At 62.5% G+C, this 21933-nt stretch carries 16 protein-coding genes and 1 pseudogene; 8 read left to right on the top strand and 9 right to left on the bottom strand.

Features of this window, described 5'->3' with window-relative positions; genetic code table 11:
* Nucleotides 1–125: 125 nt before the first annotated feature.
* Both AC2EWF_RS11860 and AC2EWF_RS11855 read right to left on the bottom strand, forming a co-directional pair.
* Entirely contained in the window at nucleotides 126–1082 is a 957-nt protein-coding gene (locus AC2EWF_RS11860; protein WP_483639568.1) for a DUF932 domain-containing protein, read from the bottom strand.
* Nucleotides 1083–1869: 787 nt separating this feature from the next.
* Complete coding sequence (locus AC2EWF_RS11855) at nucleotides 1870–2388, bottom strand: hypothetical protein (RefSeq protein WP_483639567.1); 519 nt, start codon at nucleotides 2386–2388, stop codon at nucleotides 1870–1872.
* A 299-nt stretch (nucleotides 2389–2687) separates the two neighbouring features.
* Here AC2EWF_RS11855 and AC2EWF_RS11850 point away from each other — a divergent pair, with 299 nt between their 5' ends.
* Nucleotides 2688–3092, top strand: coding sequence for an H-NS histone family protein (locus AC2EWF_RS11850; protein WP_483639566.1), 405 nt, complete (start codon nucleotides 2688–2690; stop codon nucleotides 3090–3092).
* A 256-nt stretch (nucleotides 3093–3348) separates the two neighbouring features.
* A complete protein-coding gene (locus AC2EWF_RS11845) occupies nucleotides 3349–5160 on the top strand; it encodes a hypothetical protein (protein ID WP_483639565.1) in 1812 nt (603 codons plus the stop codon).
* A 524-nt stretch (nucleotides 5161–5684) separates the two neighbouring features.
* Here the strand turns inward: AC2EWF_RS11845 and AC2EWF_RS11840 are convergent.
* The 5 genes and pseudogenes from AC2EWF_RS11840 to AC2EWF_RS11820 all read right to left on the bottom strand — a co-directional run bounded on the left by AC2EWF_RS11840 (nucleotide 5685) and on the right by AC2EWF_RS11820 (nucleotide 8395).
* A complete protein-coding gene (locus tag AC2EWF_RS11840; RefSeq protein WP_483639564.1) occupies nucleotides 5685–6749 on the bottom strand; it encodes a hypothetical protein in 1065 nt (354 codons plus the stop codon).
* Between the two features lie 60 nt (nucleotides 6750–6809).
* The gene (locus AC2EWF_RS11835; protein WP_483639563.1) at nucleotides 6810–7151 is read right to left on the bottom strand and encodes a hypothetical protein; all 342 of its coding nucleotides are present in this window, start codon (nucleotides 7149–7151) and stop codon (nucleotides 6810–6812) included.
* A 196-nt stretch (nucleotides 7152–7347) separates the two neighbouring features.
* Nucleotides 7348–7788 (bottom strand): hypothetical protein, encoded by a 441-nt coding sequence (locus AC2EWF_RS11830; protein WP_483639820.1) that lies wholly within the window; start codon nucleotides 7786–7788, stop codon nucleotides 7348–7350.
* A gap of 15 nt (nucleotides 7789–7803) precedes the next feature.
* Nucleotides 7804–7884, bottom strand: a pseudogene (locus AC2EWF_RS11825) (zinc-ribbon domain-containing protein); the annotation flags it as partial.
* Between the two features lie 160 nt (nucleotides 7885–8044).
* Nucleotides 8045–8395 carry a DUF4190 domain-containing protein gene (locus AC2EWF_RS11820; protein WP_483639562.1) on the bottom strand — a complete coding sequence of 117 codons (351 nt, stop codon included), beginning with the start codon at nucleotides 8393–8395 and terminating at the stop codon, nucleotides 8045–8047.
* 379 nt (nucleotides 8396–8774) lie between these two features.
* Here AC2EWF_RS11820 and AC2EWF_RS11815 point away from each other — a divergent pair, with 379 nt between their 5' ends.
* Entirely contained in the window at nucleotides 8775–9077 is a 303-nt protein-coding gene (locus AC2EWF_RS11815) for a helix-turn-helix domain-containing protein (protein ID WP_483639561.1), read from the top strand.
* Nucleotides 9078–9108: 31 nt separating this feature from the next.
* Here the strand turns inward: AC2EWF_RS11815 and AC2EWF_RS11810 are convergent, their stop codons facing one another.
* The gene (locus AC2EWF_RS11810; RefSeq protein ID WP_483639560.1) at nucleotides 9109–9588 is read right to left on the bottom strand and encodes a JAB domain-containing protein; all 480 of its coding nucleotides are present in this window, start codon (nucleotides 9586–9588) and stop codon (nucleotides 9109–9111) included.
* A gap of 146 nt (nucleotides 9589–9734) precedes the next feature.
* On the bottom strand, nucleotides 9735–10139 hold the full coding sequence (locus AC2EWF_RS11805) for a hypothetical protein (RefSeq protein WP_483639559.1): 405 nt from the start codon (nucleotides 10137–10139) through the stop codon (nucleotides 9735–9737).
* A 439-nt stretch (nucleotides 10140–10578) separates the two neighbouring features.
* On the opposite strand from AC2EWF_RS11805, the gene AC2EWF_RS11800 reads away from it, so the two are divergent.
* The 5 genes from AC2EWF_RS11800 to AC2EWF_RS11780 all read left to right on the top strand — a co-directional run bounded on the left by AC2EWF_RS11800 (nucleotide 10579) and on the right by AC2EWF_RS11780 (nucleotide 21933).
* Nucleotides 10579–11175, top strand: a complete 597-nt coding sequence (locus AC2EWF_RS11800) for a DUF6088 family protein (RefSeq protein ID WP_483639558.1) — start codon at nucleotides 10579–10581, stop codon at nucleotides 11173–11175.
* Nucleotides 11176–11391: 216 nt separating this feature from the next.
* Entirely contained in the window at nucleotides 11392–12729 is a 1338-nt protein-coding gene (locus AC2EWF_RS11795; RefSeq protein ID WP_483639557.1) for a DNA cytosine methyltransferase, read from the top strand.
* A 422-nt stretch (nucleotides 12730–13151) separates the two neighbouring features.
* Nucleotides 13152–14888 (top strand): hypothetical protein, encoded by a 1737-nt coding sequence (locus AC2EWF_RS11790; protein ID WP_483639556.1) that lies wholly within the window; start codon nucleotides 13152–13154, stop codon nucleotides 14886–14888.
* A complete protein-coding gene (locus AC2EWF_RS11785; RefSeq protein ID WP_483639555.1) occupies nucleotides 14885–16414 on the top strand; it encodes a hypothetical protein in 1530 nt (509 codons plus the stop codon). Before AC2EWF_RS11790 ends, AC2EWF_RS11785 begins: the two co-directional genes overlap by 4 nt.
* A complete protein-coding gene (locus AC2EWF_RS11780; protein WP_483639554.1) occupies nucleotides 16411–21933 on the top strand; it encodes an ATP-binding protein in 5523 nt (1840 codons plus the stop codon). Before AC2EWF_RS11785 ends, AC2EWF_RS11780 begins: the two co-directional genes overlap by 4 nt.

Raw genomic sequence — 21933 nt, 5'->3', positions numbered from 1 at the left:
GTTTCTCCAGGCAAAAAGAAGCCCAGCCGATGCGCGCGCATCAACCGGGCGGTGGGTGGTTCGCTTTCAAGGTGGCGTTGGCGCTTCGCTTCGACGCACATCTCGCGTCGCGTGCTATCGCCCCATCAGCTGACCAATTTCATGGCTTCGTCCCAGGCACGCTGCTTCAGCTGCGCGCCCTGGCCGAACCAGGCGGCATCGCGGCGGTGGTCGTCGCTGCGTGCGCGCCGGTGGTGATCGATGTACTCGGTGACGCTGTTGAGCAGGCCCCACGCCGTGCCACGACTGGAGGCCATCTGCGCCCCCCGTCCGCCGCCCTCGTACAGGGCGCGCACCGTGGCCACCGCTTGCTCGTTGACCACCATGGCCTTGCTGTCCTGCCCCTGGTAGGTGAGGACGCGACGCAACAGCCCCTCCACCGAGTCCGGGTCGACCGGACGCTCGACCAGCGCCTTCATCCGGGCCACGAAGCCGTCCCACGACGACACCGTGATACCCAGCTGGCGCTTCACCGCGTCCGGATCGAAGGCGCTGCGGTGCGGCACCTTGATCGCGCTGCCGGCATCGCCCAGCGCGATGCGCAGGGTGTTGTTGCACACTACCCGGACACTGGTGAACTGCGCCGTCGTCGCCAGCGTGCCGTCGCAGGCGGTCGCCAGCAGCAGGTAGCCATCGACCTTGTCGCGGCCTTTCAGCGTGGTGCTCTGGCCCGTACGCGCCAGCGCCCAGAATTTCCGGCCCTCGTGCAGCACGCCGGCCGTCTCCAGCTCGAAACCGTTGCAGGCGGTCAGGTCACGGTAGAACTCCAGGATCTCACCCGGCTGGACGACCTGGAAGCGCTTGCTGACCACGGCCAGCGGCGCCTTGGTGTCGGAGCGGTACAACACTTTCTGCTCCGGAAAGGCGTTGATGACGCCGACGGTGTTGCCGCCTGTGATGTAGCGCACTTCGGAGGCCTCGATTTGCCAGTCCATGCCGGCGTTGACCTTCCAGATCTCGATGGGCTGCTTGGCTTCGAGCTTCTTCCCCAGGCCATGCCACGGCTTCTCGCCGGCATAGGCCATCGTTTCGACCAGGTGCATGTGCATTTCCTCGGTGGTGTGGCGGCATAAACGCCGAAGGCCCGGAATGTCCGGGCCTTCGGTATCTGTCGCGGTGGTGGGTAGGTGGATCAGTCCGGCGTCGAGAAGCCGCCGCTGCAGCGGAGAAAGCCCAGCAGCAGGGCGGCCGTCACGACGAGGACGCAGGTCACGACATCGTTCTTCTCAGGGATCATGCGAGTCCATCCCAAGGGGCGTTTCAGGGCGGAAACACCCAAACGCAAGACGGAATCTCCCCGTCTCATGGGGATGATGTAGAGCTGAGAAATTTTTGGATCGACCGCACGTACGTATTGCCAGCGAACTGACCAAGCAAGCGTTACCAGTGCAGTTGACCATGAGTGACACCGAACTTGACCGACATTGCCAACCAGCAGACCATCGCCCGAGGGGCGCTAGCCGGGCACGACCGACAAGCGGCAACCAATCCGGAGCGGAGGTTGAGAGCATGGGCCAGGAGGGGCTGTGACGAACTGGACGGAACAGGGTTGTGAAGCGTGCAGACAGGGGGTGCTTTCGGGTGACTGGTCACCTGAAACAGTGGCTCGTCTTGGCGGAACACTTCTTCCTCCCAAGCGGGTTTCGAGGAGTCTCCAAGCGCATGCCTACCTACATCACTGCGATCGTTGTGACGCGTGGTGGGAATTCGGAGAGCGTTCGGCCTACGTCATTGGAGAGGATGAGGCACGGCGGACTTTCTCGTCATTTTTCTCGACTCGCTAAGGTCTGCTTCCGACCCGAAGCAGACCTTATCGGATCGTTGGCAACTTCAGCCGGCATTTCCTGCATGATCTGCCGCAGCTACGTTGATTGAATAGACGACGGAAGCGATTTTCCATCCGTGGTTTGTAAGGACCGTTGTCCAGATAATGCGCCCGTGCCCCACCTTTGCCTTGTATTCGAAAGAGACCGACCCGACCTCACCGTCGGAATGAATGTCGAGATGTTCGATCTGGTCCGGTGGAAGTTTCACTTCGCCGACGACGTCTTCCTTTGCGGTGATCAGGAAAGTACGTGGCACAGGCTGTTTGTTGACGGCAGTGACGAGCGCATAGGACTTGGGTGCAAAGCCTCCCATCACGGGCACGTCTGCACTCACATACATGCTTAGTAATTTCGAGGCGTCCTTCTTTACCACGGCGTGCTCATAGTCTTTCCACAACGCACGTAGCGCCGGCAAATTCTTATCTCCGCCTGATGCGCTGGCTGCATCCGCCGGGAACGCCTGCACCGCAAGCAGCAAACCCGCCGCAGCAACAACAACTGCCTTACTCGAGTGCCTTTTCATCGAATCCCCTTCAAGGCGCGCCCATACTTGGTAAGCTCAGAGCATGACTACGGGCATTTCAAGAAGTTCACCATTGAGCTAGTCGAGCTGTGGGCAACTGCCGCATCAAGCACAGGCACGGCTGATCGGCCGCTTCTGGCCGAAACCGACGCTCGATCCCTTTGTCGGGGCAGCTAGTTGATGCAGGGCGCCGACGGGGGAGTTAATGTTGAAGTGCTGCCCTGTCTCGCTCGTAATCCACCAAGCGGCTGAATTTTCGCGTAGGCTAGGGCCTCCAATCCACTCCGAAAAGGACCACCATGGCCATAAATCTTGATTCGCTCTCCCCGGCTGAACTCCAAGCACTCATCAAGAGTGCAGAAGCGCAGATGGATTCCGCGCGGAAAAATCACGTCAAGGAAGTGCGGGCCAAGATCGATGGCATCCTGGCTGGTGCCGGCTTGACCATTGGAGAGGTTTATCCGGCACGTGGGGGTAAGTCTGCGAAGGGCCCGAAGGCCGCCGTAGCGCCAAAATTCCGCAACCCCGACAACGCCTCTCAGACCTGGTCAGGCCGTGGCAAGCGTCCACTTTGGTTCGTTGAAGCGTTGAAGAAGAAGGGCGTGACGGCCGAGAGCCTTCTGATTGCTGGTTCTCCGGCGAAGGCCGTGCCCGCCAAGAAGGCTGTGAAGAAGGTTGCAGCCAAGAAAGCCACAAAAAAGTAGTCCAACCTAACGACGCTACGGCGATTGCTACGCCGGGGCGCTTGGCCTGCTTCGGCCAAGTGCCCCCTCTCGTCGTTGGTGGGCCGGTTCCGACCCGTTACTGCCGGTGACGAACGACTGCTGTCGGCTAGGCGGGCTGCCTACGACGATCGGCTCCACCGGATCTCGTGCATGCCAACCTCGTCCGCCGACCAGCCCTGCCGTGTTGCGGCGGGCCGGCTCTATACTTGCCAAGGGTTGGGAGGGGAGCCATGCCGTGGAAGAATTCTTCGCACGCCTGAAAGAACACAAGCTGGTGCAATGGCTGCTGGGCTATGCGGCTGTGGCAGTAGCCTTGATACCCGTGCTGGATATCGTTGCGGCGCAGTTTGGTTGGCCGGAGAGTTTGCGTCGCGGTATTACGCTGGCGCTGATCATGGGTTTCTTCGTGGTGCTGGTGCTGGCCTGGTATCACGGGGAGCGCGGTGCCCAGAAAATGCCGCGCTCGGAGAAGTTGATTTTGGTGGGGCTGATTGTCGTGAGTGGTGTGCTGTTGTGGCGCGTGGCGCCCCGTGCGCAGCAAGCCATGGCGGTGGCCAGCAGCGTGGCAAATACCGTTGATGCCAAGGCCACTGCCGCCAAGCCCGCGGCGAACAATTCGATTGCCGTGATGCCGTTTGCCGACCTCAGCGTAGCGCAGGACCAGGCACTGTTCTCCGAAGGCATGGCCGAGGAAATCCTCAACGCGCTGACCCGGGTCAAGGGCCTGCGCGTGCTCGGTCGTAGTTCGTCATTCCAGTTCCAGGGCAAGAACATCCCACCGCAAACAGTTGGCCAGCAACTCGGCGTGGCCCATGTGTTGACTGGCTCGGTGCGCAAGCAGGGCAATGAACTGCGCATCACGGTGGAGTTGGTGCGCACCAGTGACGGCGTGCAGCAGTGGTCGAACCAGTACGACGGCAACCTGGCCGATGTGTTCAAGCTGCAGGACGCCTGCGCACGTGACGTCGCCAGCGAGCTGGACATCACCCTCAGCGATGCCGGTGCCCGGCGTCTGGTCGACAAGGTCACCGACAATCCGCAGGCCTATGCCAAGTTCATCGAGGCGCAGGAGTTGGTGACGAAACGGGTGGGTGACAGCCTACCGCGTGCAATCGGCCTGCTCGATGAAGCGACCCGGCTGGACCCGCATTTCGCACGCGCCTGGTCGACGCTGGCCGTGGCCTACGCCGTGCTGCCCCAATACAGCGACGCCGACTGGCAGACGAGCTGGCTGGCGTCTGATCAAGCCGCACAGCGCGCGCTCGCGCTCAATCCGAATGACGCGGATGCTTACGCCGCCCTCAGCTACAACCAGTTCTCGCAGCGGCACTACAGCGCCATGGTGGAACCGATGCAGCGCGCGCTGGAACTGGCGCCAGAGGGCTCCGCCGTGAATTACTGGGCGGCGAACGAGCTGGCCGCGATGGGCCGTACCCGCGATGCCGAAACACGGCTTGATGTCGCGCTGGCCAACGACCCTGCCAATCCCTTGTTGTTGTTCTACAAGAGCATGCTCCGCTGGCGCGAAGGCGACCAAGCGGGTGCACTCGATTTCATCCACCGTAGCGGTACGGCCGACTCTCCGTTCGGCGAACTGATGCTCGGATTTTACGACGAGGCTCACGGTGACAAGGAGGGAGCCAAGCGAAGCTTCGCAAGATCCACTGTCGGCATGGGCTCAAAGAGCCCCGACCAGGAACTGCAAACGATCTATCTCGGCACGTTTGGCACCGCCGAGCAAAGACAAGTCGCGTTGAAGATCGTCAGTGCCCATCCGGATGATCAGCGGGCACCCACCATGCTGTTGCAACTGGGCGAAGCGGAGCGCTCGTTCGACCTTTACGAGCACAACCACAGCGGCCTGTCCGACTCCTACCTCAACTGGCTGTGGCAGCCGGAGCCGTGGTCGCGCAAGGCGCGTCAGGATGTCGCCTTCCAGGGCTTCGCCAAGCGGCTGGGCATGGTCGACTACTGGAAGCGCAACGGCTGGCCGGACCTGTGCAAGCCGGCACTAAGCGCAGGCGAGAACGCATTCACGTGCCAATAAGTACCGGAATCCTGCTTCCTCGCCGAACTCAAGCGACGCCATATCTGCTCACGGCCCCCTTCATCACGCGGGCCTGCCAGCACGACCCGCACTTCGCGACCTTGCGCTCGCAGGCCGGTTTGCCACACCCAGGCCAGACGGTTTCCGCAGCAGCCGGTTCAAGCCAGCAGTGAGCGACGCAGACTCGGTCAAGCGAGTGCCTCGAACGCCGTGGCACATCACGAGCAGCGCTGCGTAAGCGAGATTCCCATGCCTGAATCGGCGCTGTTACACGCACGGCGAACGTCAGCTCTGAGGCGACTTGATTGAAGCGTCGACTGACTGGTTGTGGCCGAAGTTGGCTAGTCGACTCCAGCTGCCGACCACCGGTGCGAGTTCGCCCGGTGGTCAAGCTCGACGTCAGGAATGGGCGATGCGACGACGATGATGGCAGCGGAGGCGTCGGCCGTGGTCAGTGGTTGGCGTTTGCAGCGCGCTTGCGCCCATCGAACCATCGCTAGATAAAACACGACTGTTGCTTGCGGCTATTGCTGACCACTGCTCTTCCACTGGTCGGACTTCACCGCCTGTTGCGGCGTGGGCGCCTGACGGCCGGCATCACACCAGTGCTTCCACTCCCACGCCTGATCGATGGTCACCGTCGAATCAAGTTCCTGGGCATCACGCTCGGCCTGGTAGGTGTCCTCCCAACGCTGGATACAGGGCGTCATCGGCGGAAAGTCGCTTTCGTCCTCCACGCTGCCTGCACTTGCCGGGGCAACCGCTTGCTGGGGGGCATCCGTCTGCGCCGTTTGCTGCATGGCCTGCGGATCAGCGGCCGCCCCCAAGGCTGCATCCTGCGTGGGCACAGGACGTGGTGCTGGCTCTCCCTGCCCGGCCGGTGATTGCGGCGCCGAGGCTGCGGACTTCGGATCAGTGGACGGTGTCGAATCACTCAGCCAAGCCTTGACCAGGTCCTGCCCGTCCTGTGTCGTTGAAGCAGACGCGCCGCGACCGTCGCCTGCCCAGCGGGGATAGGTTTCCGACAAGCTGGACAGCGAGCCCACCAGCACGAATACGCCGGCAGCCAGGTAGATCAGCTGCTGACGCTTCACGCCGGCAGGATTCACCAGGCGCAACGCCTTGGCGGGATCGGTGTCGGGGGCACACCCTTCCACGCTGCTCCAGCCCAGGCGTATGCCTACGAGGGTCAGGAACACACCGAAGAATGCCGCTCCGATCACCGCGACCTGGAGTGCCTGCGGCGCAGCCGCTTGGTCAGCATCAGGCAGCAGCGCAGCGATCACGCCGATGTACACCATGCCGGCCGCGCACGACAGGATGTACAGCCCCTTGGTCGACAGCCCCAGATACCTCGGCGTGGGCGACGCCAGCTGGAAGCCGTGGGCCGCTTGCAGGCGATGGCTGTTGCTCCCCAGGTTGAAGCCCATGTAGAGCACCCACGGCAGGACGACGGGCGCCGTGAAACCAAGGACACCGCCGCCCAGGGTGAATGACAGCAAGAGCAAGGGAAGGACGATCAGGTTGCGGGTGACACTGAGTTTCTGCAGTCCTGTCATCTGCGACAGGATGTTCACGAGCGATGGCATGGTCGATCCTCTATGTCCAATAGCCAGTCGGGCCTCCGAGAAGCCCGATCGGGTGGCGGGTTACTGATCGGCGGCGGTAGGGGCGCTTTGGGAGGCGCCTGCCTGGGCCAGCTGCTGCTTGGCCAGCCGGTAGCCCACGCAGAACACGATCAGGCGCACGAAGACCAGGAAGCCGACGAACGTCTGGCCCGCGATGTTGAAGCCCACCATGATGGCGAACGTGAGGGCGAACTGGATCCAGAACCGGCTCTGCGGATTCTGGGTGTTACGCCAACCCTGCAACCAGTTCGTATGGAGGTTCCTCGCATAAGGCTGGGGGAATTTGTTCCCCCAGACCTTCATGACTAGTTGGGATAGATTGAAGGCGGCGAACAGAGTCAGGATGAGTGTCGTGGTGTCCATGGTTTTTTCCTTTTAATGCTTCGTAGAAAGTTGACCTGCCAGGCGCCACGATGAGCGCCGGGTTATGTCGGTGATAAAGGTCTGAAATCCGGTTGCATCAGCCGCATGCACCGCTCCGCCGCGGTGGCGCCCCTCCTTCCAGCGCTTACTGCCGCCGTAGCCACGGCGACAGGCGGCAGAAGCCCGACCTCGAAAATCACACGCCCTGCGCGGACGGCCTTTCGTCGGCGAAAAGGGCGCGGTGACGCAAGACCATGCCGCGGATAACGAAATCGAAGATCACGAACGCCACGCCGATCACGCCACCCAGCGCGAGGTTCAACACGCCGACGACGATCAGCTGGACAACCTGCTTCTCGTACATCGCAGGTATGCCCGGACTGCGTGCCCGGATTCGGTCCGGAAGTTTCAGGCGCGAGTAGGCGGCGTGGATGTTCCAGATACCCACGATGATCATCGCGATCTTGAATCCGGCGATCGCCCCGGCGAGCAATTGGAGCCCGCCCAGACAGATCCACAGGATCGCCGAGATGCGCTCGTAGCCGGCGATCCGCTCCAGCACTTGCTCATCGGTCACGGCGCCCTGGGCAACATGCTCTCCGTAGCTGGCGGCGGCACTCCCGGCGGGATGCGGCATCGGGTCATCGACCTTCGCGCCACACCCCTCGCAAAAGTTGTCGCCCGGCGACAGGGGTTTCCCACAACGCGAACAGCACGCCCCTCCAGCGCTCATGACTCCACCCCGTGACCGTCACGGCGAGGATCGCCAAGGCGCACGCCACTCAGCGCCAGCCTTTGCACCCCGCCACCTACCCTGAAATACCCAACCTGCAGGACTCCGAAACTCCCTGCCGCACATTGCTCTGGCACAGCTCTCACGATGCGCTCCTCCATTAGTTAGATAGACATAGGCCTAGGCCGATCACCGCCGTCACGATGCCGGCGATGGCCATGCCTTTGCCTCGCTTGCTGATGTTCAGGCTGACGATGCCGAGCACGAGGCCCACGATCGCGAACAGCACGCATCCGGCGGTCGTATCGCTGTCTGCGCCGGAATTGCCGATCTCATCCAGTACGCACAGGACGCCCAATACAAGCGACATGATGGCCGCCCAGAGCGGCCGGGCCTTGGCATCGGTGTGCGTGACATGTGCTGCCGCGCCCGCCTTCTGCGGCTTGCCACAGTGGGGACACATCGGCGCGGTTTCATGAAGTTCCTTGCCGCAACCCGTACAAAAGATCATCGATACCTCCTGTGGTCCCCGTCGCCCCTCTGGGGTGGACGAGTAAGACGCCCTTCACGACGTAGATGAATGTGGTGCTCGGAGCATTGGAGCGGGTGCCGCCTCCCTGCCCGTAAGGCGATCCGCTCAGAGCGGATGCGTTCAAGTTCGTCGTCCATAAAACCCCTGTCGGATTGGCATCGGCGCGCCCGTTCGGATGGACTGACCCACCGAATCGAACGCGCGCACCTGATCAACTCCTGCCGTCTGGCGCGCAGGCGCCTATACGAGCTGGCGCCAAGCACACCATCGGTTCAATATATCAAATCATTTGATATCAAATGTCGGCGTATCTAAAGATGCGCTTTAGGTTCCACCCGCTTGCGACGAGGTGGACCCGATGCCAACGCTCAAGAAGTCACGCCCCAAGGCGCCAGCGGCGCCCAAAAGCCTGCATCGCCCGGAGTACAAGGCCGTCCTGGAGACCTTGCTGGAGATGCGCGAGGACGCCGACCTCCTCCAGTCCGAGCTGGGCAAGAAGCTGGGACGCTCGCAGTCGTATGTCTCGATGGCCGAGCGTGGGGCCATTCGTCTGGACCCCTTGCAGCTTCGCGACTGGTGCCTCGCGTGCGGCACGACGCTGGCGGCGTACGTCGACAAGCTGGAGCACCGGCTGAGCCGGGCCAAGGGCGCCGGTCGCTAGGATCACCGCACACCCCGTGCGCGGGTGGGGCTCAGACGAGACCGCGCCCCGCCAAGCTGACGCAGGTCTCCCCGACCACAACGTGATCGAGGACACGAACTCCCACCAGGTCCAGGGCCTCTTTCAGCGCCCGGGTGATGGCCCGGTCGGAAGCGCTGGGCTCCGCGACGCCGCTCGGGTGATTGTGCGCAAGAATCACGGCGCTCGCGTTGTGACCCAGGGCTTCCCTGACCACTTCCCGTGGATAGACGTTGGCACCGTCGATCGTTCCGGTGAACAGTCGCTGGCAGTCGAGGATTCGGTGCCGGTTGTCGAGCCAGACGGCGTGAAACTCCTCGTGAAGCAAACCGCCCAGTCGCATGCGCAGGAAGTCGAAGGCATCGGCTGGGTTTCGAATCTCACCAAGCCGCTGTAGCCGAGTGCGGAGTATGTCTTCCGCAGCGGCAAGGATTGCCTGATCGCTTGAGGACTCGCTCGGCACCTGAGGCATAGCTGATCGTAAGGTAGACATCGTGAACTCCTTGGCGGAGACGCCAAAAGCCCCAGGCCCGGCGGGTGCCGGGCCTGGGGCTGCGTGAGGTGGGAAACGATTGGGCTTGGAAACCGTCGCCATCCCGGCAGCTGGCCGGGATCCATGCCGAACATTGCGGTGAAAATTCAGCTGCTCACGCAGGGCTGACTGAAGGCATGGCCGCATTCGACGCAGCGGTACTTGTCCAGCACGTGCTCGTCGATCATGTCACCGAAGGCGGCACCGGCGGCGCATCCTGCCGAACCGCTCTTCAGCACAGCCAGTACACCTCCAGCGAGGCCACCGGCAGCGGTCTCCACGGGGTCCGCCGCCGAACCGCTGGCTGCGCGGATATCCGCACCGGAAAGGACAAGGGCCATGCCGCTGCCGATTCCGGCGGCCGCGCCAAGGGCACCGCCGATCTTCTTGCCGTAGCTTCGGGTTTCGATACGTTCTGACTGACAGCGCGGGCAGACTAGCGCCTGGGCCGAAAGCGCCAACGAGGGATCGACCTCCTCGCAGGCCGGCTCCGAGGATATGGGTTCATTCATCACAACACTCCCGAGAAATGACACCTGCACGACCAATCGCGCAGACGGAGCGAGACACTCCTCAGCTCAAGCGTGGTGATATGCGTATGAAATATTTTTGGATTGAAGCTACATGGCACATGCCTGACTGGCAGGACCTGGCGCCCGCATAAGAGCTACCGATCAGTCACTTCCCTAACCTGTACCCGCGAATAGGGTGATGCCTCGATGAGCCAACGTAGATTCGAGCCTCGCTGCCGGCGAGCGTCTATATGCACATCGAGGACGATACCCCTGCCTTTGACCGGCTAGGCAATGTCGCAATCCGTGAGAAAGCATGGATGCACCTTCACGTCCACCACATATCCATCCGCGGGCTAGGCGATCGTCCACCAGTACCGGTACAGCAATGTCAGAAACTAGGGTAGGATTTCTTACTTAACGGGAAAGTGGAAGCCACATGGATACGCTACCAGGGTCGATACTGTTGCACGCGCAGTCCCTCGCCGAAGGTCGCGTGCTCTCACCAAAGGAATTCCTGCATCTTGGTAGCCGGGCCGCGGTTGACCAAGCTTTTTCGCGACTTGTGAAGGATGGCCGGCTCCTGCGCATTGCGCGAGGCACCTACGTCGCCCCCGTTCCCGGCCGCTACGGCATGCAGGCCCCTGCGCCCGAGAAAGTTCTCAGCTCGATGGCGGAGCTAAGCGGCGAGATGATCGCTCCGCACGGGGCGAGTGCGGCCAACCTCCTCGGGCTGACAAGACAAGTACCTGCCAGGCCAATCTACCTGACCTCCGGGCGCACCAAGAAGTTGAAGCTTGGGCGCGCAGAAGTGCTTGTGAAGCATGCTCCCTCCTGGATGCTCGCGCTAGGTAGCCGCCCCGCCGGGACGGCCGTACGTGCGCTTGCATGGATGGGGCCGGCGCGGGCGGACAAGGCTCTGGTGGCATTAAGACGCACCTTGCCGCTCCCCGAGTGGCATGCGCTCACAACTTCGCGCTCCATGCTGCCCGCCTGGCTAGCACAGGCAATCGGAAGGGAATCCGCGCGTGGCTAATCGCTTGGAAGTCCTTGTGCCTGGTAGCAGGTGGCCTTGCATTTCGGCGGAGGCACTCAGTTGAGCACGCGCATCGGTGCCAGCAGCGGTCCGAGGGCGATACACAAGGCCACATCCCCCGCCCTTAACCCCAACCATGATGTCGCTCATCCCGGGGCCGGCCGTGCCCTGCAAGAGCGTATGTCGAAGCGCGACGTCAAGAAAACGATCCGAGACATGCCCAAGTACACCTTTGTCGATCTCTTCTCGGGCTGCGGCGGCTTGTCGCTGGGTCTTTCCATGGCCGGCCTACAAGGACGGTTTGCGGTAGAACGCGATCCGATGGCATTCGAAACATTCTCCGATAACTTCCTCGGCGAGAGGAAAGTCCCTGTCAGCAAGTTCGACTGGCCGTCGTGGCTGGAAGAGCGAGCCTGCGGCATCGACGACTTGCTGGACAAGCACCGGGACGACCTTGCCGAGTTGCAAGGCACAATCCAGGTCCTGGCTGGCGGCCCTCCCTGCCAGGGTTTCAGTTTTGCCGGCCGGCGACGAGAGGATGATCCCCGCAACCAGCTCTTCGAGAAGTACGTCCAGGTCGTGGCCACTCTCAAGCCATCCATCTTGGTGCTCGAGAATGTGCCTGGAATGAAGGTCGCGCACTCCACCAAGCAAGGGGAAGAAGGCAAGCCGGAACAGGCAACCGAGTCCTATTACGACAAGCTCAAGAGGAGTCTCGAGGCCATTGGCTACGACGTGCGCGGGGAAATCGTGGATGCGTCCCGCTTTGGAGTACCCCAGCGCCGTTCACGGCTGATCGTCATTGGCATCAAGAGGGATCTGGCATCTAGGCTCGAGGGTGGCATCGCTCGTGCCTTCGACATGCTTGAATCCGCGCGGGTTGACATGCTTGCCAAGCACGGCCTGCCCAAGACCAAGCCAGTCTCGGCAAGTGACGCGATATCGGACCTCTTGGTGAGCAAGACATTCACCGTGCCCTGTACCGACCCTTCGTCGCGGGAGGGCTTCGAAGAAGCCTACTACCCTGGGCCGCAGACCACCTACCAGAAGCTGATGCACAAGCATTGCCCTGCAAGTGCGATGGACAGCATGCGCCTGGCGCGGCACAGGAGCGATATCCAAGCACGCTTCAAGAAGATCATTCGCGAATGCGAGCCAGGAGTCTTGATGAACGAGAAGGTCCGGAAGCGATTCGGCCTCAAGAAGCACCGGATCTACCCGATGTCCCAATGGGAGCCGGCGCCAACGATCACGACGTTGCCGGACGATGTCCTCCACTACATGGAGCCGCGGATCCTTACTGTTCGCGAAAGCGCTCGACTACAGAGCTTCCCGGACTGGTTCCGGTTCCGTGGCAAGTTCACTACTGGGGGCAAGCTGCGCACGAGGGAATGTCCCCGTTATACCCAGGTAGGCAATGCAGTCCCGCCCTTGCTCGCAGAAGCTATCGGCCTCGCCGCCTCGGCCATCCTCGACGAACTTGCACAGACACCCGCTCAGCAACTGCCCGCGGGCATTCCACGTCGACAAGAGCCAATCGCTGCCGTGGCGTAACCAAACCAAGGATTAGAGGGGGAAACATGGAGAGCATGCAGGGAACTGGTCCCAGTTTCCCGGAGGATTTGCTGGGATGGGCCGGGCACCACTCCGGGGGAGTAAAGCGACTATTCGACCCTGACAGCGGTCGTCCTGGCAGGGAACTGCTGAGGACCAACCTGATCTCTCGGCTCGAGTCCTGGGCAAGGGAGGCGGCATCTGGCACCCCCGGCATACCCCGGATACTGCTGCTCGTCGGCGGCCCCGGGAACGGGAAGACCGAGGCAATTGAGCACACCATAAACTGCCTGGACGAGGGGCTGGCAGCTGGCGGAAGGCTCGTACACGCCCTCTCTGCTTCCTTTCATCCTCCCACAGGAAAAGCCGTCGCCAGGGTCGTGGATGTCGACGCAGGGAGCCTCGCTTCAGTGCAACGACCAATGGAGCTATCCATTGTGCAGGACGCGTCCGCCACCTCGGGCCGGGAGGGGCGCACGGCCGCCGAGTTGCTCATCGAGGAGCTACTTGCCTTGCTGGTCGGCTCCGGCAACCGCTACTACCTGTGCTGCGTCAATCGTGGCGTCCTCGACGATGCCTTGATCCATGCCATCGACCAAGACCTTGGCGACGCTCGAGCCTTGCTAGAGGCGATTACCCGGGCGGTCAGCCTCTCATCCACGGCCCCCTCTTGCTGGCCCCTCGAGGGGTTTCCGCAAATCGCGATCTGGCCCATGGATGTCGAGTCATTGCTGCTTGCCCCAGGCGAAGGCCACCCCTCTCCCGCCTCCATCCTCCTGGCCCATGCCACCTCACCCGAATATTGGCCTGGCCCAGGCATGTGCCCGGCTGGCGATGATTGCCCCTTCTGCCACAGCCAGGTGCTACTGGCTCGCGAGGACAACCGCACGGCATTGCTACGAATCCTCCGCTGGTACGAGCTCGCCAGCGGCAAGCGCTGGAGCTTCCGGGACCTATTCTCCTTAGCCTCCTACTTGTTGGCGGGTAACAGGCCATCCGGGCACGACCAGCAACACGATCCCTGCCAGTGGGCTGCGCATCTCGCCATACAGGGCGAGGCCGGGGAGCAGGCCATCAACCCACGGCGGCAGCAGCTCACCGCCCCGTTCCACCTTGCGCTGTCCAGCTACCAGCATGCCCTCTTCCATCGATGGGCCCCGGAAGCCGCCAGCACCTTGCGACAATCCCTCAAGGAGCTCGGGCTAGGCAAGGACACGAGTGACATACGAATTCTGCTCGGGCTCCAGCACTTCCTGCAGGAGCGCAAGGACACATACCTGCCAGCGACGATCGTTCCGCTACTGGACAACCTGGTGGAACTCCTGGACCCGGCCATGGCCAGTCCTGACCTCGAGGTTGCCGTCAGCGGGCGAAGCAAGGTGCTGCTGGGTGAGCTGGACACGAGGTTCAGCCGGTCCATCAGCGGAGGCATCGACTTCGTCCGCAAGTATCAGGTGCTCGCGAAGTTCGAGCTCGACTTGTTGCGCCGGCTGGCCAAGGCGGATGACTTCCTCTCCTCGCCAGCCCCCCGGCGGAAGAACCCCTCCGCCGCAAGCCGTATCCAGAGAATCATCCGCGACTTCGCCTGCCGGCTTGTTCGGCGCAGCATCTGCACGCGCTCGGCCGTCGTGGCAGACATCCAGACACTCAAAACCTTCCAACAGGTGGTCGAGGAGGACGACAAGGGCCAGCAACTCTTCGAGGTAGCCAAGCAGGTGAAGAGCCTCCTGAACAATGGCCAAGACTTCGAAGTGTCTCTCACGACCACATTCGGGCAGCCACTCCCGCCGCAACAGAGGCAGGCAATCCTTGTCGTGCCAGTCCGTCAGGTCAGGATGCGGCGCCTTCACACGGCCGGGCGCCCCCGCCCCCCGATCCGCTTCCTCGAGGTGGGGCAAGGCCAGTCACTGCAGCCCATCGCCTTGACCTACGAATTATTCAAGGCCGTCAAGGAATTGGAATGCGGGCTATCCATGGCATCGCTGCCTCGCACCGTAGTTGCCCTGCTCGATACGACCAAGGCACGGTTGTCCGGACCGATCGTGAGGGACCCCGAAGTACTCATGGATGCGAGGATCAGGATAGGCGTGGATGGTGCCGAGGTTGGTAGTTCCTGGAATGGCAGCTTCGTCTCGGTGCGCGGAGGGAGGCAGACATGAACTTGGCCGAGTTCAAGCGGACCCCATGGAAGACATCACACCCGCTATACAGGGATTCCTCGCTTGCCATGAGCCCTGCGCCCGAGTATGCGAGCTCCGAGGTGCTGGTCGCGTCCCTCTACCGCACCATCGGGTTCGCGCCCATCAGCGAAGGGAGCGTCCCGCAGGCGGGGCGCGAACTCGAGCAAAGGCTTCAGAAGCTACGCGACAGGCGACAAGGCCCTCCCAGCGGAGCGACGCTGGGCGTCGAGGAGTGGAACGCGGTCCTTCACGGAGTACTCGAGAGCCCGAAGCTCCCCAACCAATCATCCAAGCGATTCCTACAGGTCACGCCGCTGGTCCCGCTGCTTGCTCCCTTCTCTGGCTCGGCACGCCTTAGTCGTAATTCCTGGCCTGCGGGAAGCCTCGTGCGCCGCATGGTCTGGCTTGGCTCCCGCAACGACGAGGCCGCTCAAGCCCTGTGGGGAGACCTCTTTGTTGCATTGGGCGTCGATGGGCAGGACGACATCTTCGCGCGCTGGCTCGAGCAAGAGACCTCTGCCTGGGGAAGCCACGCTCCCTGGCAGCTCGCACCCGTGCCTAGGAATGAGGTTGCAATCCTCTCGGGTGATGACTTCGACAATGTCCGATTCTTACCCGCGAGGCAATTCGCCAAGGACTTGCGCGCACTCATCCAAGCCAAGCGGGCCATGACCAGAAGGCAATGGACGAGCTTGCTAGAAGCGACCCTCCGGCTTGCCGCGGTGTCCCACGTGGCATGGCTGTGCGACGTGCAGGCGCGGATCTGGAGCTGCTTGTCCGACGCCCTCGCTGGCAACGGGCCCACCGGTGCGGACGCCGTGCGGGCACAGGTCTTCCCAAGCGAAGCGCGATACATGATGTACGGTGGAAAGGCACTGCACGGCCTGAAGGACAAGGCGTCCAGCTACTTGTCAGCGCGTCTGGGGATAAATGCACTCCTTTGGTCGTTGGCGGACGCAGGCGTACCCCATCAAGGCGATCTTTCGTCGAGCGAGGACCTCGCCCGGCTCTGCCAGCATGTCTACGACAACCGACAAGCTATGGAACAGGCAGGACTCCGTGGCATGCTCGCGGATTTACGTGACCAAGAATCCCGCGCGCTGCACTGCAGGAAAGGCATAGGCGCGAACGTGCTCGAGTTCGCTCGACATGCCCTTGGCCAGCGCCAGACCGCCATCCAGTTGCTCAGGGGATACGATCAGGGCTACGTGCTGAAGAAGAAGGGTAACCACTCCTCCAGCCCCTGGGTCGTGTCACTGGGGCCAGTTGCCGTCCTCGCCCTCGTCCATTGTGCACTGGCGGGAATGGGCGGTCCTCGGTCGATTCGCCAGCTGGGAATGCACCTAGCCTCCTACGGAATCGTCGTGGACAGGCAGGACATAGCGCGTAATGACCTTGGCCACCAACTCCGCATGCTCGGTCTCGTCCTCGACAGCCCAGACGCCGAGAGCGGAATGCTATTGCTCCCCCCTTTCTCCACCACGGCCATGGACACGGAAGAATGAAAAGGCTAGTTCAAGCCCTTGTTGGCATCATCCGCGACAAGGTCCAGGCAGCGGTTGGCGTGCAGGCCGGCGGCAGGCAGGAGTCCCGCTTCGTCTTCCACGGCCCACCGCTGGATATCCTCGAGAAGGTCTTCGACGAGCTTGCAGCCCCGGGTGGGATCGCGGTCGGGCAAGGAGCCGGTCGCAGCAAAGCCGTCCTGCCCGTGCTGCTGCAGCTCCCAGCCGGACAGGTGCCCGGCACCAATCCTGGCATCGGCGCATCCGGCAAGTGCGATGAAAGCCACCTGCTACACATCCGCAACGACCCCAACCTGGCCAGCTTTGTTGCACTCCTCCCGCCCGGCCAGCATAGCAACCGGTCAGTAGCATCTACGACGGAGGAATTCGGGATCAATTCCTCCAACAATACGGGCCATGCAACGTTCGAGGCATGGTGGGAGGATGGGTTCGTCCAGCAGTTGGTCGCGCGAGGACTCACGGAAGCGGGGATCACCGAGGACTCCCTCGACGAGGCGCGGTTGCTCGTAGGGCGAGCGGCTTTGGCAATCGACGAGGTGGCCCCCGGTGAGGGGGCATGGCGGCTGTTGTCGCGCATCTACTCGATCCGCGATCACGTCCAGCAATTGCCCGCGGGATCGGCGCTTGCACTTGCCTGCGGCTTTCCTCCCCTGCAAGAGGGCGGGATCATCGCCAAGACGCAACTTGACGTCATGGAGAAGATCGCGGACGAAATGGCCGATGGCTTCAAGACGAGCGTCGCGCGATTGACGGCCATGGCGACGACCGAGGCGTCCAAGCAGGCACTCCTTGCGTTCCTGGCGCACGTACTGGCGAATTGCGACGTGCCAACGGCATTCGAGCGTGCCGCGCCCGCCTTCTACCTCCCATCGGATGGCCTCGAGCTCGAGACACCTCCCTCGTGGTGGCAAGTCCTGACGAGCGAATGCTGGACCGAGCTCCTCGCGGAAGAAACCGAGGGACAAGCTGGCGATCTCTCGATCACCTGCACGAATGCGATCCTCCCGATAACCCGTGGCATGCCGGCTATCGTGCGCACCGAGGTCGAGCTTTCCATCTCCGTGGACCACGCAGGGAATGAAGGCTCCTTGGAGGTATCTCTCACAGGGGGATCCCACGGCAAGACCCCCGTCCTCATCCACGTAGATGCCAGTGGGACGGCACTCCACCGGGATATGCCCCCGTCGGCGGGGCAGCGCTCTCCTCTCAGCTACAAGGTTTCCGCCATGGGGAGGAAGGCCGTCACGGCGAGGGTCATCTCGCTCGCGAGCTGGCACCCGGGCATCGTCGTGACCTCGCGAATGGCGACCAAGCTGTCACTGCCGAAGAAGCCACGCAAGGGCAGTACACCGGTCGACTGGGAATCCGCACTCTCGGTTCCCGGTCCCGGCCGCTACGAGCTCATCCTCATGGCGTCACCCGACGTGGTGGTTACGCAGGCGGAGGAGGTACCCGACGACGCGACCGATCGAGCCATGGATCCCCCGAAACCGCTTTTCCTGCACCGGGCCAGGGACGGCAGCTACCAAGTAGAGGTCGAGGCCGATGGCAACTACCAGCTCGACGTGTCGTTCCAGGTCGCAGGTCGCGCCGCCGAGACCTGCAGGGTCTACGTGGCATGCGAGGAAGCGAGGGAGGAAGGGTGCAGGAGCGAGTTCGAGCGCCTCATCAAGCTCAATCGCCGCCATCTTGAAAAGTTCGACACCAAGGCCGTCGTGCAGCTCGACCGCCATGCTCGCTCCTCTAGCCTCCAAGCATGGATGCTAGAGGAGGAAACCGTGGGCAAGTCGTACATTCCCCTAGTGCTCTCCGATGACTACGCAACCAAGTGGACATCGCCAGACTGGGACACACCGTCCGGCCCGATCCTCTCCCAGGCTCGCTTCCTCCATGACCCTAGGCCCCAGACAGCGTTGTTCTCTCCCCCGCCCGCATTTGTCGATGCCCGAAAGGAAATCGCCAAGCGAGTAAGGGAAACCAGCGAACAAGCCGGACTGCTCGAGTCCGCGCCGCTCGGTAAGTGGCTTGCAAACGATCCCACTTTCCGAACCTTGGTCGAGGACTACCTCGACGCGTATGCCACCTGGCTTGCGGCTGACCGCGACGTCGCCTGCTGGGTCGACGTCATAGCCATATGCCCACGGGAGGCCGATGGCCGCACGCTGGCACGCGTACCGGACGCGATCGTGCTATCCCCGCTTCACCCCTTGCGACTGGCCTGGCATTGTCTCGCGCAAGCAACGCTATACGACGCGACGGAGGGCGACGATCCCCTGCCATGCCCGGCAGCGAGCATCCTTGATCCCGACTGCGTGCCCGATCTGCTTGCCCTGTCGCTGCAAGCACCGGGCGGACCGACTGGCGTCGACAAGGTCCCCTTCCTTTCTGTCGAGTGCAGTTCCGATTACTGGTCCGTGCTCTGGAACGGGGCGCGCCTTGGTCAAATAGCAGACAAGTCGCGACGACCACCATTCGACGATACTTTCGGACTGGTTGTGGGAGGCATCTCCAGCGGCTTCAGCCCGGCCCAAGTCGCACGCGCCCTCGGGGACGTCTCCGACCTGCTGGCTGCCAAGCCCATCGTCAGTCTCGTTATATCCAGTGGTGGAGGGGCCACCGACGCCTGCAACGAGGGGCTGGCAACTTGGTGTAGCGGGCGGTTTGGTAGCGACGACGCCCCCAGGCAAGGACAGGGCGTAGGTCCGAGGATGCTCGAGGTATTCGACACCAGGCCGGATGACGAGCGCCCCGACCAAGCCTTGATCGCCAACCTGTCGGAGGACACCGGGAACCAAGTCCGTTGGTTCGACAGGCAGCCTCCAGGGAGCAAGCCCGATCTCGGCATCATTGCCCAGCTCGATGCCGCTCAACCTGAATCCGCCGAGGTTGGCACCTACTCCCCGCTGGGGACAGGAGGCCTTCTACGGCACAGGATCAGGCGCCAGTTGCATGGTGCATTCATCAGCGAATCACGGCGTGCCCTGCCCGCGCAGCCCTCGGGCGAGGTGTTCGCGGACAAGGTCGCCCATTGCATCGGGGTCCTAGAGAGCGGTTGCGAGGACACCACGGGGCTCCAGTTCGCTCCCAACGTGCACGCGGTCGCCAACATGCTCGAGGAGAAGAAGGCTGGTTTCGTGGCGGTGTCATCCTCCGCTATCGACCCAGCCTGCTTCCTGGGAGGGTGGATAGAGGGTACGTACCTATGGGACTACGACCTGCCGTCCTACTCCCACCGGGCAGGCGACACGAGCGGCTACTACCTGCTATCCCAGGTGAGGGATGCCGATCGCGACGCCCTGGGGAGGGTGCTGCGCCCCCTGCCTGGATGTAATGGGCTTGGCGACCACCAGATCGAGCAAGTCCTGCTGGAGATAGCCCGCCGTGGAATCCCGACGATACGCGGCCTTTCCGGCGACGATTCTGGCGCGACCGGCGATCTCGGCCTCTTCCTCGCGGTACGTCTCCTGCAGGACCAGTTCCGGACATCCGGCAACCTCGACAGCCTCGTCCCCGTGTTGTCCGGTACACCCGACGATGCCTCCGTCGCGATCATCGTCCCGGTCGACCCGTTTCGGGGCTACCTCGCAGATCTAGCCCGGTCATTGGGCAAGGAACGCAAGGACGTATCGCTCTCGCGCCCGGACCTCCTGGTCGTTGGCTTCCGTATCAACCAGTCGGCCATCCGCATCCATCTCACACCGGTCGAGGTGAAATGCAGGCAGCAAAGCAGCACCCTGAGCCTGAACGATGCAAGGGATGCCCTCACCCAGGCCAAGGCACTCTCTTCGCTGCTCAAGGCAATGGAGGGCCGTGCAGCCAAGTCGCTCGCCTGGAAGCTCGCATACCAGCACTTGCTCCTTTCCATGGTGGGGTTCGGATTGCGCGTCTACAGCCAGCAAGAGCTCGTCAAGGAACAGGCCGGGCGATGGGCTGGCTATCACGAGCGCATCGCCGCCGCGATCTTGGGTGCCAACCCCGAAGTCACCATTGACGACCATGGGCGCCTAGTCGTGATCGACGGGTCCAAGCTAAGCGATGCGCATGACCATGACGGGGACGGGTTCGATGAGAGCATAGCGATCTCTCCGGAAGACGCTGGGAGAATCGTAGGCGGCGACGCCCATGGACTCTACGAGGCCATACGCGCCAAGGTCGGTAACTGGCGGCTATTGCCGCCTGCTGTCGATGTCCCAGGCTACGCTGGAGGGAATGCGGTCGTCGCTGGCCCGCTTGCTCCCGTGGCGGAGCAAGGAGGCAAGGCGAGCAATGCAGCCCAACTTCCACCGGCTAGCACTCAGGAAATCCAACGTGCCGGGCCCTACCCACCTCAAGTGGCTGCCGCAGAAACGACAGTTGACGACTCTGGTAGCACGGGTATCACACTCTCCATTGGCCGGTCCGTCGATGGCTTCGAGCCTCGCCCGCTCACGCTGAACTTGTCGGACACGCGGCTCAACCACCTGAACATTGGCGTGGTCGGGGATCTGGGGACCGGCAAGACCCAACTGCTCAAGTCGCTCATATTCCAGATCTCGGCAGCGGGCCGGGAGAATCGCGGAATCAAACCCCGGTTCCTGATCTTCGACTACAAGCGCGACTACAGCAGCCCGGAATTCGTCGAGGCCACGGGTGCGCGCGTGGTCAGGCCAACCCGATTGCCATTGAACCTGTTCGATACCTCCTCGATGGGCGAGTCTGTGGCCCCTTGGCTTGATAGGTTCCGCTTCTTCGCGGACGTCCTCGACAAGGTGTACTCAGGCATTGGCCCGGTGCAGCGCGACAAGCTCAAGGGAGCAGTCCGCAACGCCTACGATGCCAGCGCCTTGCAAGGACGCCAGCCCACCATCTACGACGTCCATGCGGAGTATCGCGAGCTGCTCGGCGGGAAGTCCGATTCACCGATGGCGATCATCGACGACCTCGTCGACATGGAGGTGTTCGAGAAGGATCCAGCCAAGACCAAGCCTTTCGACGAGTTCCTAGATGGGGTCGTGGTGATATCGCTCGATGCGATGGGGCAGGATGACCGCAGCAAGAACATGCTGGTGGCCGTCATGTTGAATATGTTCTACGAGAACATGCTCGGGACGCCCAAGCGTCCATTCATTGGCACCGACCCGCAGCTACGAGTGATTGATTCGTATCTTCTGGTCGACGAGGCGGATAACATCATGCGGTATGAGTTCGACGTGTTGCGCAAGCTGTTATTGCAAGGTCGGGAGTTCGGCGCCGGCGTAATCCTAGCCTCGCAGTACCTTAGGCACTTCAAGACAGGAACGACGGACTACCGGGATCCCCTCTTGACCTGGTTCATCCACAAGGTACCCAACGTCACCCCCTCGGAACTGGGCGCGCTGGGCTTCACGGCGGATCTAGGGGAGCTTTCCGAGCGAGTGAAGACCCTGCCCAACCACCATTGCCTCTACAAGACGGCAGGTGTAGCTGGCGAGGTAATCAGGGGGCTGCCCTTCTACGAGTTGGCGAAGGGTATCGCCGGGTGA

This window comes from Rhodanobacter sp. sgz306013 (assembly GCF_057031145.1).
Note: the sequence above shows the minus strand (reverse complement) of the source record. Positions and strands in the feature narration are given on the sequence as shown.